Origin of the sequence: Niveispirillum lacus (genome assembly GCF_002251795.1) — a bacterium.
In the GTDB taxonomy this organism is placed as follows: domain Bacteria; phylum Pseudomonadota; class Alphaproteobacteria; order Azospirillales; family Azospirillaceae; genus Niveispirillum; species Niveispirillum lacus.
Map to the genome: position 1 here is coordinate 225,389 of NZ_NOXU01000026.1, position 19,957 is coordinate 245,345.

At 60.1% G+C, this 19,957-nt stretch carries 14 protein-coding genes; 8 read left to right on the forward strand and 6 right to left on the reverse strand.

Annotation, left to right across the window (positions count from 1 at the left end):
• Window positions 1-105: 105 nt before the first annotated feature.
• Both CHU95_RS08995 and CHU95_RS09000 read right to left on the reverse strand, forming a co-directional pair.
• The gene (locus CHU95_RS08995) at window positions 106-609 is read right to left on the reverse strand and encodes a hypothetical protein (protein ID WP_094455835.1); all 504 of its coding nucleotides are present in this window, start codon (window positions 607-609) and stop codon (window positions 106-108) included.
• Window positions 606-2,849: a S9 family peptidase gene (locus CHU95_RS09000; RefSeq protein ID WP_245838077.1), complete on the reverse strand. Its 2,244-nt coding sequence runs from the start codon at window positions 2,847-2,849 to the stop codon at window positions 606-608. The genes CHU95_RS08995 and CHU95_RS09000 overlap by 4 nt, the downstream gene beginning before the upstream one ends.
• Before the next feature lie 266 nt (window positions 2,850-3,115).
• Here CHU95_RS09000 and CHU95_RS09005 point away from each other — a divergent pair, with 266 nt between their 5' ends.
• Window positions 3,116-4,684 carry a diguanylate cyclase gene (locus tag CHU95_RS09005; protein ID WP_094455837.1) on the forward strand — a complete coding sequence of 523 codons (1,569 nt, stop codon included), beginning with the start codon at window positions 3,116-3,118 and terminating at the stop codon, window positions 4,682-4,684.
• Window positions 4,685-4,700: 16 nt separating this feature from the next.
• Complete coding sequence (locus tag CHU95_RS09010; RefSeq protein WP_094455839.1) at window positions 4,701-5,369, forward strand: HAD family hydrolase; 669 nt, start codon at window positions 4,701-4,703, stop codon at window positions 5,367-5,369.
• 39 nt (window positions 5,370-5,408) lie between these two features.
• On the opposite strand, the gene CHU95_RS09015 is transcribed toward CHU95_RS09010, so the two are convergent.
• Entirely contained in the window at window positions 5,409-6,152 is a 744-nt protein-coding gene (locus CHU95_RS09015) for a Crp/Fnr family transcriptional regulator (protein WP_094455841.1), read from the reverse strand.
• A gap of 322 nt (window positions 6,153-6,474) precedes the next feature.
• Between CHU95_RS09015 and CHU95_RS09020 the strand changes: the two genes are divergently transcribed.
• Both CHU95_RS09020 and CHU95_RS09025 read left to right on the forward strand, forming a co-directional pair.
• Window positions 6,475-6,930: a hypothetical protein gene (locus CHU95_RS09020; RefSeq protein ID WP_094455844.1), complete on the forward strand. Its 456-nt coding sequence runs from the start codon at window positions 6,475-6,477 to the stop codon at window positions 6,928-6,930.
• 171 nt (window positions 6,931-7,101) lie between these two features.
• On the forward strand, window positions 7,102-8,355 hold the full coding sequence (locus CHU95_RS09025; protein WP_425435959.1) for a class I SAM-dependent rRNA methyltransferase: 1,254 nt from the start codon (window positions 7,102-7,104) through the stop codon (window positions 8,353-8,355).
• A gap of 3 nt (window positions 8,356-8,358) precedes the next feature.
• Here the strand turns inward: CHU95_RS09025 and CHU95_RS09030 are convergent, their stop codons facing one another.
• Both CHU95_RS09030 and CHU95_RS09035 read right to left on the reverse strand, forming a co-directional pair.
• Window positions 8,359-11,586: an alpha-L-rhamnosidase gene (locus CHU95_RS09030; protein ID WP_094455846.1), complete on the reverse strand. Its 3,228-nt coding sequence runs from the start codon at window positions 11,584-11,586 to the stop codon at window positions 8,359-8,361.
• 290 nt (window positions 11,587-11,876) lie between these two features.
• The gene (locus tag CHU95_RS09035) at window positions 11,877-12,152 is read right to left on the reverse strand and encodes a helix-turn-helix domain-containing protein (protein ID WP_094455849.1); all 276 of its coding nucleotides are present in this window, start codon (window positions 12,150-12,152) and stop codon (window positions 11,877-11,879) included.
• Between the two features lie 106 nt (window positions 12,153-12,258).
• Here CHU95_RS09035 and ybaL point away from each other — a divergent pair, with 106 nt between their 5' ends.
• Both ybaL and CHU95_RS09045 read left to right on the forward strand, forming a co-directional pair.
• Window positions 12,259-14,055 (forward strand): YbaL family putative K(+) efflux transporter, encoded by a 1,797-nt coding sequence (gene ybaL, locus CHU95_RS09040; RefSeq protein WP_245838079.1) that lies wholly within the window; start codon window positions 12,259-12,261, stop codon window positions 14,053-14,055.
• A 175-nt stretch (window positions 14,056-14,230) separates the two neighbouring features.
• A complete protein-coding gene (locus tag CHU95_RS09045; RefSeq protein WP_094455853.1) occupies window positions 14,231-17,221 on the forward strand; it encodes a sensor histidine kinase in 2,991 nt (996 codons plus the stop codon).
• Between the two features lie 70 nt (window positions 17,222-17,291).
• Here CHU95_RS09045 and CHU95_RS09050 read toward each other — a convergent pair whose 3' ends face one another.
• Window positions 17,292-18,041 carry a phasin family protein gene (locus CHU95_RS09050; protein WP_165772102.1) on the reverse strand — a complete coding sequence of 250 codons (750 nt, stop codon included), beginning with the start codon at window positions 18,039-18,041 and terminating at the stop codon, window positions 17,292-17,294.
• A 324-nt stretch (window positions 18,042-18,365) separates the two neighbouring features.
• Between CHU95_RS09050 and CHU95_RS09055 the strand changes: the two genes are divergently transcribed.
• Both CHU95_RS09055 and CHU95_RS09060 read left to right on the forward strand, forming a co-directional pair.
• Complete coding sequence (locus CHU95_RS09055; protein ID WP_094455857.1) at window positions 18,366-19,091, forward strand: proteasome-type protease; 726 nt, start codon at window positions 18,366-18,368, stop codon at window positions 19,089-19,091.
• 215 nt (window positions 19,092-19,306) lie between these two features.
• Entirely contained in the window at window positions 19,307-19,765 is a 459-nt protein-coding gene (locus tag CHU95_RS09060) for a GNAT family N-acetyltransferase (RefSeq protein ID WP_133065485.1), read from the forward strand.
• Window positions 19,766-19,957: the final 192 nt, after the last annotated feature.

Below are 19,957 nucleotides of genomic sequence, written 5' to 3' on the forward strand. Positions count from 1 at the left end.
CCTTTGCGGGGTGCTGATATGCGAACCCCCGCCGGGTCACCGGCGGGGGTTTTGCTTTTGCAGTGAGCAACCATTGGCACAGAAATCCGTCTTGATCGTAACCGATCAAGACGGATTGATGTAGTGTCCTAATGACAGGAAATTCTCCTGTGTTGTGGCGTCGACGGGCAGTTGGCGTTCCAGCACCAGTTCTGCTACACGCGCCGCAATCGCATCGAAGCCGGTGAGCTGGCTTTCGATGCTGTGGCGACGGCGGCCCACTTGCAAGGTCAGTTGCATCCAGCCGCCGGACCGGTCCTTCTTCGTGGAATAATAGCGCAGCTTCACGCCGGTGATCTGGTCCCAGCGCAGAATGGCGGCCACGAAATTCGTCTGAAAGCCCAGTCCATCGGACCGCAGGCTGTACTGTGTTTGCTGTCGGCCCAGCGTCCGTAGCCCAAGCCAAAGGAACAGACCTGCCCCCGTCAGCAGTGGGATGGCTACCAGCGGGTGAGCGTCGAACCCAACCAGGGCAAGGGGGCCCAGCGTCACCGCCAGGCCCCCTGCTGACCTTAGCCCATCGGCCTTCAATGTGTCGGCCGGATAGCGGCCGAACGTCTGTTCGGTCACTGGTTCATCCCATGGGCGCGCAGAATGAAGGCTTGGGACAACGCCACTTCCTTCAACTTGTCAAAACGGCCGGTTGAGCCGCCATGACCTGCACTCATCTCCGTCTTTAACATCAAGACATTGTCGTCGGTCTTGTAGGCGCGCAGTTTTGCCGCCCATTTGGCCGGTTCCCAATAGGTGACGCGGTAGTCATTCAGCCCCGCCGTGATCAGCAGCGGCGGATAGGGCCGCTTGGTCACATTGTCATAGGGGCTGTAGGTCTTCATGACATCGTAGATTTCCTTGATATTGGGATTGCCCCATTCCGGGTAATCGCCGGTAGTCAGTGGCAGCGTGTCATCGAACAGCGTGTTCAGCACATCGACGAAGGGCACATGCGCCACGGCCCCAGCGAACATGCCGTCGGATGCCATGTTCAGTACGGCCCCCATCAGGGTGCCACCGGCAGACCCACCCTCGATGCTGATCTGGCCGGGGCTGGTATAGCCCTGGGCCACCAGGAACTGGGCCACATCCAAGAAATCGTTGAAGGTGTTGGGCTTGTTGGTCAGGCGACCGGCATCGTGCCAGGGACGGCCCATCTCCTCACCCCCGCGAATATGGGCGATGGCATAGACAAAGCCGCGATCCAGCAGGCCGATTCGGTTGGTGGAGAAGCCGGGTTCCATGGCGATGGAGTAGGAACCATAACCATAGAGGTGCAGCGGCGCCTTGCCGTCCTTCTTCACATCCTTGCGATAGACGATGGAGACGGGAATGGGCGTGCCATCCCGCGCCAGGGCCATCAGCCGTTCGGACGTGTAGAGAGAGGGATCATAACCGCTGGGGATTTCCTGCACCTTGCGTGTGGTCAAGGTGCGGGCGGCCAGATCATAATCAAATACGGTCGGCGGCGTCACCAGCGAATGATAACGGACCCGCAGGGTGCCCGTCTCATATTCCTCATTATTCATGCCCGATACGGCGAAGGCGGCGTCGGGGAAGGCGATGGTGTGCGACCCGCCCTTACTGTCCAGTACCCAGACCTGTTGCGTGCCATCCTGGCGGCCGAACACCACCAGCCAGTCCTTCAGCGCCAGCAGTCCGGTCAGGTACTGCCGGTCACTACCTGCCATCACTTCCGTCCAGGCTTTTTCCGACCAGTCATTGATCGGGGTCTTCAACAGACGGAAATTCAGGTGCTTGTCATTGGACAGAATCCACAGACTGTCACCCTGGTCGGCCACGGAATAAAGGTGATTCTCGCGGCGCGGGATCACGGGCTTGGGCGCTGCCGTCGGATTGTCAGACGGGATCAGCATGGTTTCGGAGGAAACCAGGGTGCCTGACCCGATCTCGATGAAGCGGCCTGACTGGCTTTCACCAATGCCGACCCACCAGGACGGGTCCTGTTCCTCATAGACGAGCACGCCGGCATCGGCCTTGGCACCCAATGTGGTACGCATCACCTGCTTGGGCCGCTGGCTTTCATCCTTCAGCACATAAAACAGGGTCCGGTTGTCCGCGGCCCAGACCACAGATCCAGACGTTGCGGGGATCGGTTCGCCCAAGAATTCGCCGTTTGTCAGGTCCTTCACGACAAGCGTGAAGTTCTCCGAGCCGTTATCATCAAAGCTGTAGGCGAGATAACGGCCATCAGGGCTGGGCGCCATGTCGCCAATATCATAGAAATCTTTGCCTTTGGCCAAATCGTTCACATCCAGGATGGTCTTCTCCGCCCCTTCCGGCTCGCCCTTGGCGCGGCGCACAATGGTGGGGTGGTCCTGGCCAGTGGCATAGCGTGACTGATAGATATATCCGCCTTTGGGGTAGGGCACGCCGGTGTCGTCTTCTTTCACCCGGCTCTTCAGTTCGCTGAAAAGTGCCGCCCGCAGCCCATCCTCTTCGGCCCCCATGACCGTGTCAGTATAGGCGTTCTCGGCCTTGAGATAGTCCAGCACCTCCGGATCATCGACCTTGGGGTAGGAGCGGTCCCGTAGCCAATCATACGGATCGATCCACGTGTCGCCATGGCGCACATGTTCCACCGGGATCTGTTGGGCGACGGGTGGTGCGGGGAACAGGCTTTGACGCAAAGGTGGCAGGTCGTTGCCGGCCTGGGCGACGGGCTGTGTCGGCATTTCGGCGGGCTTCCTCGGCAGGGTTACGTAGGCAAGGGTGGTGGCCCCAACCAGGGCAGCAAACAGGATAAGGATGCCTGGGCGGCGAATACCGCCCCGCGCTGGATCACCCGATGACATTTGCGACACCCTATTCATTGTGAGTTTGGTGGCAAAGATAGGGCGGTGCTGCCCCGGACGCCAATGGGGAAATCCTGCTGGACCCATCATTTAGGGCGGGCATCGGTTCCTGAAAGGATTTATAGTGGTAATCAGATTAGTCAGCCGCCTGACCCGTTCTGCCGTTTGATCGCGGGGAATGGCCGGGTGGTCTTATTTTGTGTTGGTTTGGTGTGTCGGCGACGACCCAGCAAGGGACGGGCGCCGCAGACAGAACGGGGCGATCATTGGTTGATGACGATTTCCTGTTCGCGGAGGATGGCACCCTGCGCGGTGCGCCAATCGCGCTTCCGGAAAGCCGCCAGCCGGACGGCCCGCCCTGGCGTATCCTGATCGTCGATGATGACGAAGAAGTACATTCTGTCACCCGCTATGCGCTGCGCAAGGTTCGGTTTCGCGACCGGCCCCTGGAACTGTTGTCAGCCTATTCCGCTGCGCAAGCATTGACCATGTTGGCGGCGGAGTCTGCGGTCGCTCTGGTCCTGCTGGACGTGGTGATGGAGACGGATGATGCCGGTCTGCGGCTGGTGCGTGCCATCCGTGAAGATCTTGGCGATATGGCCATCCGTATCATCCTGCGCACCGGACAGCCCGGACAGGCCCCGGAAGAACGGGTGATCGTCGATTATGACGTCAATGACTACAAGGCTAAGACGGAACTGACCTCGCAAAAGCTGTTTACCACCGTGATTGCAGCACTGCGGGCTTATGACAGCATCACAACCATTGAGGCTAACCGCCGCGGACTGCGGCGCATGATCGCTCTTGATGATCGCCTGCGACCCGATATGGGGTTGGATGCTTATGCCCAGACGGTTCTGGAACAGGCAGGTCCGATCCTGGGGTCCAATGCCTGTGGTTTGGTCTGTGCTGTGGAGGGCGTTGAAGGCTGGTCGATTGGCGGTATCCGTTTCCGGCCGTTGGCTACCACTGGCCGGTTTGCCGGTATCCATGACATACCTGCCGGCGGCCCGCTGTACACACGGCTCAGCCAAGCACTGGCAGCGCGGCGGACGGGTGTGGATGGGCGCACGGCGACGCTCTACATGCCGGGCCCGGATGGGGGGGCCTTTTTGGCGATCCTGGACTGCGATCGTCCTTTAATGCCGGCCGATGCCGAAATGCTGGGTGTCCTGACGGCGAAGTTTGCCGGCGGCCTAATCAATCTGGTTCTTTACGAACAGCTCAGCCAGGCCAATACCGATCTACGCGCATTGACCCAGACCTTGGAACACCGGGTGGTGGATCGTACGCGTGAGCTTTCGGAAGCCAATGCCAAACTGGAAACGCTGGCCAGTATCGACAGTCTGACTGGTATCCTGAACCGTCGCCGGTTCATGGAATTGGCGGAAGCGGAATGGGAACGGGCAGTCCGGTATAACCGGTCCTTCGCGCTGCTGTTGCTGGACCTCGACCAGTTCAAGCGCATCAATGACAGTTATGGCCATGCTGCTGGCGACACCGCTATCCGTGTGGCGGCGGAACGGGCGGGTAGTGTGCTGCGCGGTACGGACAGTCTGGCCCGCTTTGGCGGCGAGGAGTTGGTGGTCCTGTTGCCGGAGACTGAGTTGCCCGCCGCCCTGATGGCCGCCGAACGTATTCGGTCCGCTATTGGCACACTGCCGGTCCTGCACGAAGACAAGGCGATCCCATTGACCACCAGTATCGGGGTTGCCGCCTGGCGCGGGGTGCAGGAGACGCTGGCCCAACTGCTGGACCGCGCTGATCAGGCGCTGTACCAGGCCAAGCAGATGGGGCGCAACCGCGTGGAAGCGTCCCGCATCACTGTTTCCTAAGGCTGAGTTTTCCACCATGCCCTTGCCTGTGCCGGGACTCCCGCGCCCCATCCATGCCGTGATTTTTGATATGGACGGGTTGCTGATTGACACCGAACGTCATGTGCGCTCTGCCACCCTGGGGGCGGCTGCGGCAATCGGCCGGCCGATGGATGATGCGTTTTATGCCGGTATCATTGGTACGCCCTGGCCCGAAACCCTTGCAATGTTGAAGGATTTTTTCGGGGGACAGGAAGGGTTCGACCAGTTTCGCGCCCACTTCACCCCCCGGATGGATGCATTACGCCAGGGGGTGGCGATGATGACGGGGGTATTGGAATTGTTGGATCGGCTGGAGGCATTGGGTCTGCCTAAGGCCGTGGCGACCTCAACGGGCCGCGAAAAAGCAGATGAACATCTGCGCCATGTCGGTATTCATCACCGCTTCACCGCCATTGTCACCCGCGACGATGTCACGCGCGGCAAACCGCATCCTGAGCCCTATCTGACGGCGGCCGGTCTTCTGGAAGTGGATCCGGCGCACTGTCTGGCGCTGGAGGACAGCCATAACGGCATCCGCTCTGCCCATGAGGCCGGCATGATGGCTATCATGGTGCCTGATCTTCTGCCCGCGACGGATGATATGCGTCGACTGGCCGTACATGTGGCCACCGATCTGCATGAGGTGCGGTTAATGTTGGGGTAAAGGAGGTACCCTGGTGCCCGCAACGGCCAGCGCTTTGTGTCAGGCGCCTTCAGCCAGTTCTTGAAGGATTTCCAGATCATTCAGCCGGACCTTGCCGCCTTCCAGCAGGGAGATAACCCGACTTGTCTTTAGTTGGGTAAAGGTACGGCTCACGGTTTCCGTTGTCAGGCCAAGATAGTCGGCGATATCTGATCGGCTCATCGGTACATGAACCGGATTCTCGGCGTAGCCCCGCCGTTTGGCCCGCTCTGACAGCATCAGAAGGAAGGAGGCGATGCGTTCCTTGGCATTCTTGCGGCCCAGCAGCAGCATCTGATCCTGCGCCGCCGCCAGTTCGCTTGATGCCATGGCAAAGAGCCGGCGCTGCATCTTGGGATAATCTTCCAGCAACCCCTCCAGCCGACGGCGGGGGAAGCGGCACAGGGTGGCCGGGGTCACCGACTCGGCAGAATAGGCATAGGTGTCATTGATCGACAGGCCCAGAAAGTCACCGGGCAGCAGAAAGCCCGTAATCTGCCGCCGCCCATCGGGTAGCAGCTTGTAGAGTTTCATCGTCCCCGCAGTGACATTAAACAGAGTGTCGGCGCCGTCACCTTCTGCGAACAGGGTGTGGCCGGCATCAACTTTCACCGAAACCAAAATGTCTGCCAGACGCTTCAACTCATCCACTTCCAAGGCAGAGCAGACAGACATGCTGCGCACGGGGCAGGCATTGCAGGGGGCGGAGTCAATACGGGCCGCCACGGCGCTTTCGCGCGAGCATGCATGTTCAGCCAACGCCATGTGAGTCCCCCGAATTTAAGCACCGCCACTGGTTTTTCACCAGAATGCAGAATGCGCCTGTTGGAAACGATCTGCAACGCGTAACCGGGCAGGCAGAATGATCCCCGTCATGTCCGCCGGCCAATCGAAGGATTTCATAATGGTTGGCCGATGAACACATATGCGAACGTTTAGGCTCAACCGTCTCATCGTGCCTTGATCTAGATCAAAGCGAGAGCGGGGGCTTATGGGGTAACGATGAGGGGCCGCCCTTCCGCCGGGTGGCACGCTTGTTCAGACAGACAGAGACTTTGCCGTGCCTATCTTGCCGGAACGGGTGACCATGTCCGACCGTTTTACAGTGAAGACGCTGGACCGCCGTCGCGTCGATCAGGCCTGGCCCCTGGTTCAGACCGGCCGTGCCGCGAATGATCGCGACGCGTGGCGCCACTATGCGAACCAACTTCTGGGCACGGCGGATAGTGGTATCCGCACCGTGGAGGGCGAGCACGGCTATCTCCATGGCATCTACGCCTTCAAGGTCCTGCCCAGCCCGCGGCATGCCAAGGTCTTCCAGGTGGACATGTTCCTGGCGCTGGATCTCATCGAACCAGAAGCCGCCATCGATGTGTTGCTGGATGATATGGACCAGATGGCGGTGGACCTCGGCTGCAATGCCGTCCATCTCCATCTGCCACAGCGGGAGGGCATCGGGGCCAGCGTTTCCGTAGCCCTCGCCCGGGCACTGGACCATGGGCATCACCGTGAAGATTTGCGTCTGTGCCGGCCGCTGGCTTGATGTCTTGTTGACGGCTCGAACCTTGAGTGCCGCAAGCTGGCGGTTTGTGCATGGCGCACCGGCGCCGGGTCGGTCGTAACTTGTTCGTCGTTCCCATCGCAAGGCTTGTGAATGGCAGGGTGGCCGCCTTGTGGCTTGAGCAAAAGGTGATGGCAGCGGTATTTTCCGGCCATGATCGATATTCCCGCCGCGACGGCCCCCGCCATGACCACCGATACCCCGACCCAGGCTCCCAAGCCCGCCTCTTTGCCCGTGATTCGCATTCAGGCGGGCCGGCACAAGCGGGCGCAACACGGCCATCCCTGGGTCTATTCCAATGAAGTGGACATGGACAAGGCCGCAAAGGCGCTGCCGGCCGGGTCGATTGTGCGTATCACCGATGCGGGTGGGGCCACCCTGGGCTTGGCCGCGTTCAACCCCCACAGCCTGATCTGTGCGCGTTTTCTGACGCGTGATCCGGCAGAAGCCATCGACACAGCCTTTTTTGTGCGCCGCATTCGCCGCGCCCTGGAGATCCGCGAACGGCTTTACGATCGGCCCTTCTATCGCTTGATTCATGCCGAAAGCGACGGGTTGCCTGCCCTGATCATCGACCGGTACGGCGATATCGTGGTGGTGCAGGCCAATAATGTTGCCATGGATCGTCGTTTGCCGATGATCCTGGCCGCTTTGGACGAGGTGCTGAACCCGTCAGCCATTGTGCTGCGCAATGACAGCACGGCCCGGTCCTATGAAGGGCTGGAGGAAGAGGTCAAGGTGGTGAAGGGCTCTGTCCAGGGTCTGATCCCACTGGAAGAGAACGGCGCGACATTCTTTGCGGACCTGTCGGAGGGGCAGAAGACCGGTTGGTTCTTCGATCAGCGTGACAACCGCTCCTTCATCGCCAACCTGTGCCAAGGTCGCAGCGTGGTGGATTTCTATACCTATGCTGGTGGGTTCGGTGTGCTGGCTGCCAAGCGCGGCGCATCGCATGTCACGCTCGTCGACCGTTCCGCCCTGTCGCTTTCGATCGCCATGAAGGCGGCGGAGGCCAATGGCGTGGCCGACCGGGTGACCACAGAGAAGGGTGACGCCTTCAATCTGATGGACCAGTGGGTGGCCGAGGGCCGGACGTTCGAGGTGGTGATCGCCGACCCGCCGGCCTTCGTGAAGTCGAAAAAGGATCTGGCTGTGGGAAGCCGCGCCTATCGCCGCATGACCAAGGCGGCGGCCCGTCTGGTGGCGCCCGGCGGCATGCTGCTGGTAGCCAGTTGTTCCCACAACATGGAACCGCCCTTATTCCACACTGAGGTTGCGCGCGGCCTGGGTGAGGCTGGTCGCCAGGGCCGTATCCTGCGCTTTGCCGGTGCCGGCAGCGACCATCCTGTCCATCCGTTGCTGCCTGAAACGCAATATCTGAAGGCGATGGTCTTTGCCTTGGATTGAGGGTCAGGGGGCGGTGGCAGAGCTACCGCTCCCCGCCCTCACGGTGAAGCGGTAGGTGCCGGACCCGACGGACAACACAATCTGCGTTGCCTTCTGTTCCACCTGCTTGAATTCAGTCTTGTCGGTCAGCGCCAGGCCACTCTCCATTACCCCAGCTAGATCGCCTGTGGGTAGGTGAACCAGCGCTGTGCTATTCGGGGGAACGTTTACATCCAAGCTGAACAACTGTCCGTGCCGGGACCAGCGGGTCGAGATTAGCCCAACCACCGAATTATAACTGCCGCCCCCTGCCGCAAGGCGGGTATCTAGCAAGGGGTTGACACGAAAGACCCGAAATCCCGGCTCGACTGGGTCAATGCCGGCAATGCGGCGAAAGATGAACCCAACCACAGCGCCCAGCGCATAATGGTTGAAAGAATTCATCGTAATGTCGCCAGTGTCGCCGTTCCAACGCTCCCACGTTGTGGTCGCCCCCTTGATGACCATATATCCCCATGACGGATATTCTGTGCGCAGCAGCAAATCATAAACGGTTTGGGCAAACCCATTGTCAGCCAGGACATCAAGGCTGGCCGGTGTACCAAGAAAGCCCGTCGTGAGAAGGTTGCCGCGCCGGACGATGTTTGCCCGTAGCTTCTCGGCAGATGCTTTCTTGAGATGGTCGGGTACCAAGTCATGGGCCAGAGCGAGGATGTAGCTCGTTTGGGAATCGTTACCGATGGTCCCGTCGGACTTGATGAAGCTGTCCACAAAGGCGGCGCGGATATTTCGGCTGAGTGCCTTTAGTTGCTCCGCAGCCTCAACGCGACCTGTGGCCAGAGCCATGTCCGCCAGCGCATCGACCGACCCTTTATACATGGCGGTGCCAATCAGGTCCTTTGGCGTGGTCGGGTCGCCAGGACTGACGGCATCCAGGGCAAGCCAATCGCCAAAATCCCAACCATGGCCACGCGCCCAGATATGACCGTCGCTCTGTGACTGGATGTAGCGGATATAGCGGCTCATCGCCTCCCAGTTCTGGTCAATGACCGCCGTGTCGCCATAGCGCTTCCAGGCTGTCCATGGCAGCATGACGCCAGCATCAGCCCAGCCGGGCGACGCCTCGTTCGTGCCAACATCCGGCATGGAGTTCGGGGCGATGAAAGCAAACGCACCGCTGGCATATTGCGCATCCCGGATGTCGGCCATCCAACGGTTGGTGAAGGCACCAACATCCATATTAAACGATGCCGCATCCCAGAACACATTGGCGTCACCTAACCAGCCCAAACGCTCGTCACGCTGTGGGCAGTCCGTGGGAATGCCCATGAAGTTGGAACGCTGGCTCCAGTAACTATTTTGCCAGAATTGCTGAAGCAAGGGATTGCCAATCACCAACCGGCCGGTTTCTGGAAGGTGCGAGTGCACGACCACGCCTGTAACAGCCGCCTTCGCCAGCGGCTGACGGAGGCCCGAGACCTCAACATAGCGGAACCCATGATAGGTGAAGTACGGTTCCCAGGTTTCCCCTTTTGGATCACCCTTCAGGATGTAGACATCGGTGCTGTTGGCGGCACGCAGATTTGCCTGATCGACGCTGCCGTCGGGTTTCAGCGTTTCAGCAAATTTCAGTGTCACCGTTTGTCCACGCGGTCCCTTGACGTGGATACGTACCCAGCCGGCAAAATTTTGCCCAAAATCAACGACATAATTTTCGTTGACCGCTTTTACGCTGCGGGCGGAGAGGGTCTTGATGCGGCGGATTGGCGGGCTGTCTGCACCAATAAGATTGGCCAAGCCTGACTCGGGCGGCAGGATCGCGGCCGGCGACCAGCCCGCCCCTTCCGTGAATGTGGCCATGTCCCAACCGGGCTGCTCCAGACGCGCGTCATAATGCTCGCCATTATAAATCTCAGAGGCGGTGATAGGGGCCAGGCTGATCTTCCAATGGCTGTCGGTTTGGATAGTCTCGACATGACCATCTGTGTAGGTGACCTCCAATTGCGCGATAAAGCGCAATGGCGGCTCACCAAAGGCGAATCGGCCCAAGGGGGCGGTATAGCTTCCATACCAACCATCCCCGACGATTGCGCCAATGGCATTGGCACCGTTAACAACTTGAGTCGTGACATCATAGGCGCGGTAACGGATGCGCTTACGAAAATCCATGCTTTCTGGGGAAATGACGTCATCGCCAACGCGCCTTCCATTCAAAAAGACCACACACGCCCCCAGGGCAGTCGTAAAAAGTCGCGCCGACCGGATGGTGCCGGATGTCTTGAACGTGCGCCGTAACAGATAGGCACCAGCCCCCGGAAGTGACTGTTTGCGGTGTTCAATTCTGCTGACCAGAGGCCAACCGTTTGCATTAAAACTGACCTCGTTCCAGTGGTCGGGCGTGTCGCCACTGATCCGGGCAGTAAGGGCATTAAAGCGCTCGATTCGTCCGTCAGCATAGGTGATCCGAAGCAGGAATGCACATTCAGGGAACCCAGAGGACGGAACCGCAACACGAAGCGCCAGCATATGGGGACCTGCATCCAACGGCAGGCTGCTCTCCACAACACCCTGTTTGCCAAAAGATGTTGGCGGCCAGGGTGGCAGGTTGACCGGCGCGCCGTCAACAAACAGGCTATAGCTGGTGCCAGCGGCACTCAAGATTGACAGAGTTGCCGCACTATCAAGTGAGAATGCCAGCCGGATCTGTGCCGTAGGCACTGTCAACTTCTGCGGCGAGGTAACCCACAATACGCCCGCTTCACGGTCACCGCGTTGGGTGGCGCTCTCAACGGCCAGCCATTGGGCTGTCCAATCGTCCGGTGATAACAGGCCCATTTCCCAAAATGCAGGCTCGCTTATCGCTGTTCGGCCATGGGAATCCCAGATCTGCACACGCCACCATACACGCTGGCGTGCGTGCAGTTTCTGTCCATTGACTTGAATATCGAACGACCGATCATTGTCATTGCGCCCACTGTCCCAGATATCCGCCCGGCCCGCCAACAGCCCATCCCGGGTGGAGCAAGCGGTGACCCGCCAGGCGGTTTGCAATGTGTTTTGGGCGTCAGACTGAATCTGCCATGCCAGCCGAACCGCCTGATCATGCACAGTAGTTGGGTTTTCCATTTGATTGGTGCGGAGATTTCCGACTGCCAGAGCTGGCCGCAGGGGGCTCTCCTGTGCGACCGATGGTGCTGCGAGCAACAGACCGGTGCCGACCAGGGTTTGGCGGCGGGACAGACGTAAGGGCATCAAGGCCTCCCTAATTTATTATATGTATGATTAATGTGTGGGCCTCAGTGAAGGCAATTATGCGTTACACGAGGTGAAAAATTTGGAATAAAAATACACGTTTATAGATTACAAGCAAACTCTAATAATAATATTAAATTGATGGTATGATTTCTTGGCTTATATTTATAATAAATCAACGTGTGCCGATTATAGAATTCAATAAAATGCATTTAAACTATTGTAGTCATTTGCGATGCGATGGTCATGTCAGTCATCGCTGCGCTGCCTATTGCACTAATATGAAGATATCAGACCGAAGCTGCCACCGCCCTCAACCGTACGCCTTCACCGCCGTCAGCCCCTGCCCCCACCGGTTCCACCCCCTGGGCGGCAAGGGTTTGCAGGATCAGGATTAGGCTGGCGCGGTGCGGTTCGTGGCGGCCGCTTTCGAAATCGCGCACCGTGCTGCGCGACAGTCCCGATGCCTGGGCCAGCTCTTCCTGACTCCAGTCCAGAAGCCCGCGTGCGGCCCGGCATTGGGCTGGCGAAAGGCTGGGCAGTGGGGCCGAAACTGTGTGTGGCATGGGTTGCAATTCCGGGTTTTTCAACCATATTGGCCGATATTGAATGAAATGGTTGAGAGGTCAAGACCCGTCCGGGACATTGGCCCGGATGAAAGGCAGGCTTCCCATGCATGACGTGCCCTTGATCACCATGCTTGTCGCGGCCCTGGCACTGGCCTTCATTTTCGGGGCCATTGCGCAGAAGCTGAAAATCTCGCCCTTGGTCGGCTATCTGCTAGCCGGTGTCATGATCGGTCCGGCCACGCCCGGCTATGTCGGTGATATGGAGTTGGCGCCGCAGTTGGCGGAGATCGGCGTCATCCTGCTGATGTTCGGGGTGGGTTTGCATTTCTCCGTCAAGGACCTGATGTCGGTGAAGGCCATTGCCATTCCCGGCGCCATCGGTCAGATCGGGCTGGCCACTCTGATGGGCATGGGTCTGTCCTGGGCCCTGGGATGGAGCATCGGTGCGGGTCTGGTCTTCGGGCTAGCGCTGTCAGTGGCGTCCACAGTCGTGCTGCTGCGCGCCTTGCAGGAGCGGCGGCTGGTGGACAGCACGCGCGGGCGCATTGCCATCGGCTGGCTGATTGTAGAGGACCTGGCCATGGTGCTGGCCCTGGTCCTGCTGCCAGCCCTGGCCGGCTTCCTGGGTGACAAGGCGGGTGCCGACGGGGCCGCATCGGCGGCGGTTGCCACGTCAGGGGCCGATCTCCTGGCCGTCATCGCTGTGACGCTGGGCAAGGTGGCCGCCTTCATGGCCCTGATGCTGCTGGTCGGCAAGCGGGTGATCCCGTGGGTCCTGCATGAGGTCGCACATAGCGGCTCGCGTGAACTGTTCCGCCTGGCCGTACTGGCCCTGGCTCTGGGCGTGGCCTATGGGGCGGCGACGCTGTTCGGTGTGTCCTTTGCGCTGGGTGCCTTTTTCGCCGGCATGGTGTTGGCGGGGTCACCCCTGTCGCACCGGGCGGCGGAGGAGTCGTTGCCCCTGCGCGATGCGTTCGCGGTGCTGTTCTTCGTATCAGTGGGCATGATGTTCGATCCTGCCATCCTGATCGAACGGCCGCTGCCGGTGCTGGCGACCGTGCTGATCATTGTGCTGGGTAAGTCGCTGGCCGCCTATCTGATTGTACTGGCCTTCGGCCATCCGCGCAGCACGGCCCTGACCATTTCCGCGTCCCTGGCCCAGATCGGTGAGTTTTCATTCATCCTGGCGGCCCTCGGCGTCAATCTGGGGCTGTTGCCGCAGGAAGGGCAGGACCTGGTCCTGGTGGGGGCCATCCTGTCGATCCTGTTGAACCCCGTGATGTTCAGCCTGATCGACAGGTTCGGCCATCGGCTGGAACCGGGCGGGACGGACGCTGCTGCGGTTGCGGTTCCGGCAGAGCCCACGCGGGAGCCGGTTACCCCCACCAGCCTCAGCGATCACGCCATCATCATCGGGCATGGCCGGGTCGGCAGCCTGATTTCGGCACAGTTGAAGCAGGAGGGTGTGCCCTTTCTGGTGGTGGAGGATCATCAGGAGCGGGTGGACAGCCTGCGCGCCGCGGGGGTGGAGGTGGTGGTAGGCAATGCTGTGCTGCCCGATGTGCTGTCCGCGCTGAACCTGCCGGCGGCGCGCCTGATGTTCATCGCCATTCCCAATGCGTTCGAAGCGGGGCAGATCATTCGTCAGACCCGGATTGCCAGTCCCGGCCTGCCCATCATCGCCCGCGCCCATGCCGATGGCGAGGTCGCCCACCTGACCCAGAGTGGGGCCAGCACGGTGGTGATGGGTGAGCGCGAAACCGCGCGCGGCATGATCGCGCAAGGTTTGGCGGTTCGGCCGCCCCCGCCGGTGGCAAAGCCAGCAACGGCTGTGGATGAGCGGCAGCCGATGTCCCACCAAGAGAATCCACCTGAGCAACCGTTCCCTTATCCTGCCTGAAACCGGGTCTTTCGCGGTCCGTCCAATGGCGCGACGACCACAGGTAGCGGTCATGACCCAGAATCGGCAGGCCGCCCTTGGAACGCATTTGCCACCTGCCCCCATGTTGCGTAGCATTTGATTGAAATGCCGGGAGCGTGGCAGGGCACGGGACGGCGGGCGATCTGGGCGGCCCATGGCGGATAGTGTGACGGACAAGCATGAAGGTGTGGCGCCCGCCGGCAAATTGCCGGCGCTACCCTACGGTGACGAGTTTTCGGGTGAACTGCCACCCACCGAAGAGTGTCCGACATTGCCCGGTTCGTCGCTGGTTGGTCCGCTTGACCTGTATGGTCTGGCCGAACAGGTCCTGTCGGCGGAGCATCATCTCGTCAACGCTCAGGACCCTGTGCAGCGGCTGCTGTTGCTGACCACATTGGCCTGGTACAATCGGCAACGGGACACCCGACAGGCGTTGGACATGGCCAGCGAGGCCATGGACCTTTTGCCTTATGCGACAGGCGCCAATGAGCGTGAGTTGCGTCGATTGACTGCGCGCCTGCTGCTGATCAAGGCAGAGGCCAAGGCCCTTTTTGCGGAACTCGATCAGGCAGAAGCGCTACTGGAAAGTGCGCGGGCAACCTTCCGGCAGATCGGCGATCAGTTGGGGGAGGGCGATGCCGCGATGACGGAGGCGCTACTAGCCCTGGATCGGGGGCAGACACGGCGCCGCATCCAGGCTCACCGGAATGCCGGCAGCCTGTATCAGCGCGCCGGTGATCCCACGCGTCACCAGATTGCCCAGGCCTGGATGGCACGTGATGCGCTGTTCAGTGATGCCGCCGCTGCGGAGGCGCAGTGGGCGCCGATCCTGCCGGAGGGCCCGTTGCTGGAACATCCCGGCCTGGACGCGGTGGCTGCTTATTTCCATGGGGGTCTTTGTTTTTCCCACGGCGACTTTATGAAGGCCCTGCGCCATTACCAGCGCGGTTGTGACCAGGCCGTGTTGGCCGGGCAGATGCGGCTCGCTGTATTGCTGGCAAGCAATGTCGGGGCCGCGCATGCCAATCTCAATGATTATGTCAGTGAGTTTCTTTGGCGAGAGCGTGCTCATGGTATGGCCCGGGCCACGGGATGGCCGGCGGCCGTGGGGCAGTGCCTGCGCGGCATGGGAGATACATTGCGCCGTTTGCAGCAGACAGGCCGGGCACGCCATCTCCTTCTGGAGTCGCTGGAATGGCTGGCCCCTTTTGGTCGCTCACGCAACCATGCAATTGCCTGCCAATATCTGGGCGACCTTGAACTGGATGTCGGTGATCCGGCCGCGGGGTTGCGCTGGTTTGACGATCTGCTGGACAGTGCCCGTGATCTGGAACAGACCGACCTGCAGGCCGAAGCTCAATGTGGGCGTGCCCGTGCCCTGACCTTACTGGGCCGATGCGATGATGCCGTTGCGGCCGCGGAGCAGGCCTTGGCCTTGGTGCGATCTCGTCGTGACCGTTGGCGGGAAATCGACGTTCTGCGTGCGCAGGCCGGTATTCACCAACGCTTCCCCGATCTTCCTCCGCCAGCCGATCTGGTCACCGGCGAGACAGCCGCCATCCACTTTCTTCACCGGGCCCTTAACCTGGCTGATTCGATCCAGGGATACACCGCGTCCGCCGACCTTTTATCTTCTCTCGCCAGTGCCTACGAGGCGAGCGGCGACATGGGGGAGGCCCTGCAATGGGAACGGAAGGCCGGACAGGCACGCGGTATCATCCATAGCCGGGAGGTCAGCGACAGGTTGCTGGCCATGCAGGCAGGGTTCGAGACCGAGCGGCTGAAAGCAGAAGGGGAATATCACCGACAACTGGCGGCGGCGGAAGCCGCCCGCGCCGCTGCCCTGCATGAGGCAACGCAAACCCTGGAACAGCTTGGCCGGATCGGGCAGCAGATCACGGCCACATTGGACTCTGAAGCCGTCTTCCATGCCTTGCACCGGCATGCCGGTACCATGATGGAATTGGACGCCTTTTCCATTTATGTGGTGGACGAGACGGGAACCTATATGGATTTGCGCTACGGCCTGGAAGGTGGCCGTCCGCTGCCTGCCCTGCGGCGGTTGGTATCCGATCCGGTATCGTTGGTCGCCCGGTGCGCGCGTGAGCGCCAGGAACTTCTGGTGCTGCGCGGGCAGCATGAACAATCCTCCCCCTCGCATATTCCCGGCACCCGCTTTATGCGGACCCTTCTGCTGGCTCCCCTTGTTGTGGGAGCGCGGCTTTGGGGGGTGATGACCGTGCAGTCGGCGTCGGAGAATGCCTATGGCGAGCGGGAGAAGCTGGTCTTTCGCACGCTTTGCGCCTATGGCGCCATCGCACTGTCCAACGCCGCAGCCTATGCCAAGGTGGATAGTACCCTGTCGGAGCTTCGGGCCACCCAGGGCCGGTTGGTGCAGCAGGAGAAGCATGCGTCATTGGGCCAACTGGTCGCTGGGGTGGCGCATGAAATCAACACGCCCCTGGGTGTGGCCTTCACCCTGGCAACGCATCTGCAAAGCGAACGCGACGAAATTGCCAGAGCCTTTGGCGTGAACCAGCTAAAACGCGTTGCCCTGGAACAGTTCCTGGAAAAACTGGATGAGGGTTTACGCATCCTGACCGGTAATCTGGGACGGGCTGCCGACCTGATCCGCAGTTTCAAACAGGTTTCCGCTGATCGCAGCAGTGAAGCATTGCGTACGGTTGATCTGGTTGCCTATGTCGGTGATGTCCTGAAAAGCCTGGAACCCATGATCCGGCAGAAGCGGATAATGGTTTCCATCGACGGCGTGCCGGGGTTGACCATCAGCACGTTGCCTGGGTTGTTGGCGCAGGTGGTGGCTAATTTGATCCAGAATGCCATTGTTCATGGCTTGGCCGGTGTGGATAAGCCGGAGATCCTGATCTCCATTGACCGGGCCAGTACCGACCGGGTGGCAATTGCCATCACTGACAATGGTGTTGGTATGCCACCGGAAGTGCAGGCTAAAGCCTTTGACCCGTTCTTCACGACCAAGCGGGATAGTGGCGGCACCGGCCTGGGTCTGCATATTGTGCATAACCTCGTGACCGGTCCGTTACAGGGCGCCATCGATCTGGCATCGGTCCAAGGTCATGGCACACGCTTCCTGATTACCCTGCCGGTGGAAGTGCAGGCCGGTTAGGGAGCAGAAATGAAAACGGGGTGCCGTCGCCAGCACCCCGTTCGCCATGTCAGCGGATCTAAGGCGCTGATCAGGCGGCCTTCAGCTTTGACAGCTTTTCAACAGCGGCGTTCACACGGGCCGTGATCGGCTCGGCGGCCTCATTGGCAACCTTGATGCCGGTCTCGGACACTTTGGTGGCTTCCGCGACCAGCGCGTCGAAGGAGGACTTGGCAAACTCGGTCTGCAGATCCACCAGTTCCTTCACGGACTTGACAGCGAACAGCGCCTTGGTGGTGGCCACCGACTGTTCATACTGCGCTTGCGTGAAGGCAGCGATTTCCTTCGAGAGGGCCTCAAAGCCCTTGGTCAGGATCGTGGAGGAAGCCACGAAAGCCTCCACATTCTCCTTCTGGAAGCCGACGACATCTTCGAATGTGGCGAATACCTGCTTGCTCATCTTTTCCACCTTTTCCTTGGTCTGGGCGATAGTCTGGTCAACCGGCTTGGCCGGAGTTTCGATTTTGCGGGCCGCGGCCTGGGTGGCCTTGGGTGTGGTCACCTTAGCCACAGGCTTCGGTTCCACAACCGGGAGGGCCGGGTCCGCGTCCGCCGTCACCGGTGTTTCGAGCTTCGGTTCCAGCGGGGCTGCTGGCGCCGGAACAACATCCTCCACTACCTGGGCGACCGGTGCCGCCGGGGGAGAGACGATTGTCACGTCCGTTGGTGTAACGTCAGCTTGAGCCGCCCCAGAGTCGACCGATTGAACGGGAGTGGGTTTCGTGACGGCCTTTTTAGGCGTCGCGGCCACGACGGGGCTCTTCGGCGTACGGGTTGCCATGTGCCATCTCCTTTTTGCGCTCTGTCGTTGCCGGTCCGCGAGATGCAGCCCCGGCACCGGTCGCCGCTTTATCCTATCGTCTGCTGCCTCATTGGCAGCGGGACCGAGGCGTGCTGCAATGCAACATGACGATAGATATATCGGTGCGATGGGCGGAGTCAAGTTGCTTTTGTGCAGTGCAACAAATTTATCCTGATCCAAAAGCATAGGGTGCGCATGCCTCAAGGGCGCGGGCGGCATGTCTGCTTTCGGCTTTCACGGGATGGGCATGCCGTGACAGGATGCCGGCCCTATCGCCGCTGCTGACCGGAGTGCTGTGCGCAAATGACCTATTGTCTAGGCATCAAGATCAAAGACGGGCTGATCGCACTGGCTGATGGCCGCATCACCGCCGGCACCCAGGTTACCGCTGCCCGCAAGGTCACGCTGATTAAGAATGGCAAGGAACAGTTCTTTGTCATGACCTCTGGTCTGCGGTCGGTGCGTGATAAGACCCTGGCTTATCTTCGGCGAGACATGGCGGACAAAAAAACCAGGCCTTTTCCGACCATGCTTGACGCGGCGAATGCCTTTGCCCGTTGTCTGCGGACCGTCGCGGCCGAAGACAAGGAGGCGCTGGAAGCGTCAAACCTTAAGTTTAACCTGCATGCAATCATCGGCGGACAATTGTCCAAGGATGAGGAACCGACCATGTTCCTCATCTATCCAGAGGGGAACTGGATCGAAGTTGATGAACGCACGCCCTACCTGTCCATCGGCGCCACCACCTATGGCAAGCCCATCCTGGACCGTGCGCTGAAGCAGCAAACCACCATGCCGATGGCCCTTAAGCTGGCGTATCTTTCCTTTGACAGTACCCGCTATTCCTCGGCCGATGTGGGCTATCCCATTGATCTGTTGACCTATCACGTCAAGGACCACAAATGGCGTGAGGATCAGTTCGATTATGATCATCTTGTCGAACAGCGACACTGGTGGAACAAGCACATTACCGATCTGGCGAACCGACTGCCCAATGGCCCGTGGATGGATACCTTATTGCCAGAGTAAGTCGGCAGGCGATTCGCAGTTCCAGGATGGTGTGTTCGGGCCGGCGGCCAAATCGATCCCAGGCGCCGCTCCACATTTGCATACTTATATATGCCGCACCCTGCAACGCCCCGATTTGTCGTCTTCGCCACCCCCAAAACGGGTGATGTTGTTGGACATGGACACGCGGGAGGGGTAATCTACCTCGTGGATGTAGTAGAAGGGAGTTGTTGGCTGTGGCGGACTTCAACATCGCCCCCCCCGCCCCTGAGGATGAGGCAGATTGGCGCCGGCACTGGGCCGCCTACCTCACGCGGTACACTGTTACTGTCGAACCGCTTACTACTGACATCATCTGGGCCCGGTTTCTGGACCCCACCTCGTCGATGCGGGCGTTCATCGCGCGCGATGCGGAAGGACGGGGCGTTGGTTTCTGTCACTTGGTTCTGCATGACAACACTTGGTCGTTGCAGCCCTTCTGCTATCTGGAAGATATGTTCGTCGCACCGGATTTTCGCCGGCGCGGGGTCGGTCGTGCCATGCTGAACCGGATCATTGATACCGCACGCGATAATCGCTGGGCTCGCGTTTACTGGACCAGTTGGAACAATAATGCCCCTGCCCGTGCGCTGTACGACAGTGTCACCGGGGGGGCCGACCAACTGGTGCATTATACAGTCAAGCTGCAGGGCTGACAGTCGCGTCCATTGTCGTTCTATGACGATTTTCGACAGCGCTGTCGTTCCTCTTTGGTTCACCTCGGTAACCATGCTAGGGTCCTTCATTATGCGGGTCTGGGGGGCTCGTTTGGGTTGGCCGGTATGTTTCACGAAGCTGCGGACGCGTTTCGCGTAATCACCCGTGAAAATCTGGCCCCCTTTACAGAT